This window comes from Leptotrichia sp. OH3620_COT-345 (assembly GCF_003932895.1).
In the GTDB taxonomy this organism is placed as follows: domain Bacteria; phylum Fusobacteriota; class Fusobacteriia; order Fusobacteriales; family Leptotrichiaceae; genus Pseudoleptotrichia.
The window spans coordinates 1-1,210 of record NZ_RQYW01000056.1 but is presented as its reverse complement, the minus strand read 5'-3'; the positions used below and the strand labels follow the sequence as shown (position 1 = coordinate 1,210).

Sequence of the window (1,210 nt, the reverse complement as noted above, 5' to 3'; positions counted from 1 at the left end):
GAGACAGGTACCAAGCAAAATATTTTCATTCATAAAGTAGCCTGTCAAAAGTTCCGATTTAATAAGGTCAATTTCATCTTTGTTTAAAACAGAATAATCTTTTTTAAGTTCTACAATTTCCGTCTTGTTATCAACTGGTGTCAAACCATTGTAACTCGAACCCTCTTGCATGTTCTTTATTGTTGTTAAGGCTTTTTCTCGATACTCTTGCGTATTATCAATATCAAGAAAGGCATTAATTTTCAACAAGCCACGCAATTTACCTTGTTCCAGCTTAGTTTGAATACTAGCTAGAGCATTATCTAAAATACTTGTATCCTCATTGATATAAAAAGGACTGATAAGCCTTACTAATTCTTCAGGTTTATATTCTTTTTTATCGTTAGCAAATAGTAGGTCTAATAGATCTCCTGTTTCACTATCAAATATAGGGTACAGGTCAACATAGCGCGTGCATAGCAACTTTTTAATTACTTTCTGCCAAAACTCCATGCTATTGTGTTCGCCCTTAGAACTCCAGTTTAGAACCTCGTCTAAGTCAGAACCTGCCATACTAATCAAAGTATCAGAACCAACATCAGACTTTTTATATTTAACATGATTAAATTCTACTTTTGTTATTTCATTAGCGATTTTATTATGAATGTTAGTCACAAAGGCACTTGTATATTCTACCGCTTCGTTTTGCCACGCTGTAACTCTTTGAGTATCATTGTTTAGCTTTCCACGTGAAAATGATACCACTTTTCCGAATAAGTTCAATTTTTCCCCTTTCTACCATAAACTCACACCTTTCCCACGTTTATACTCGCTTGTCTTCTTGTTATGGCAAGACTTACAAAGGAGTTGTAGGTTATCAGGGTTCAGCGCTATTTTCCAATCATCAAGATTTTCCCAAGTTAGTTCTATAATATGGTCTACTTCGTATTTTTTAGCACCGAATGCGCCACATCTTACGCAAGTCATCTTATCACGTTGTCTTACATAATCACGGACAGCCAACCATTCTTTTTTATTATACCAACCACTTTCTCGAACTGTGTCAACATTATACTTCATCTGACACCGCCATTTCTAAAGCCATTGTCAAAGCAACAGTAGGGTCAATTTTATCTTTTTCAAGTTTTTTAGTATACATATAGTCCCCATTTTGTCCGATTTTAACAGCAGTATTATTTAAAGCCCACTGCATGACTTTTTGGTTATGGAT

3 protein-coding genes are annotated in these 1,210 nt (G+C 34.9%); all 3 read right to left on the bottom strand.

Annotation, left to right across the window (positions count from 1 at the left end; genetic code table 11):
* A partial coding sequence (locus EII29_RS11240; protein WP_125237590.1) for a hypothetical protein occupies positions 1-762 on the bottom strand: 762 nt, incomplete at its 3' end.
* A 12-nt stretch (positions 763-774) separates the two neighbouring features.
* The gene (locus EII29_RS11235) at positions 775-1,059 is read right to left on the bottom strand and encodes an HNH endonuclease (protein ID WP_036853146.1); all 285 of its coding nucleotides are present in this window, start codon (positions 1,057-1,059) and stop codon (positions 775-777) included.
* Positions 1,049-1,210, bottom strand: a complete 162-nt coding sequence (locus tag EII29_RS13195; protein WP_368665484.1) for a terminase TerL endonuclease subunit — start codon at positions 1,208-1,210, stop codon at positions 1,049-1,051. The genes EII29_RS11235 and EII29_RS13195 overlap by 11 nt, the downstream gene beginning before the upstream one ends.

What these genes read in the sequence shown, in the direction of transcription:
- EII29_RS11235 (WP_036853146.1), bottom strand. Translation starts at nt 1,059, where the DNA reads ATGAAGTATAATGTTGACACAGTTCGAGAAAGTGGTTGGTATAATAAA.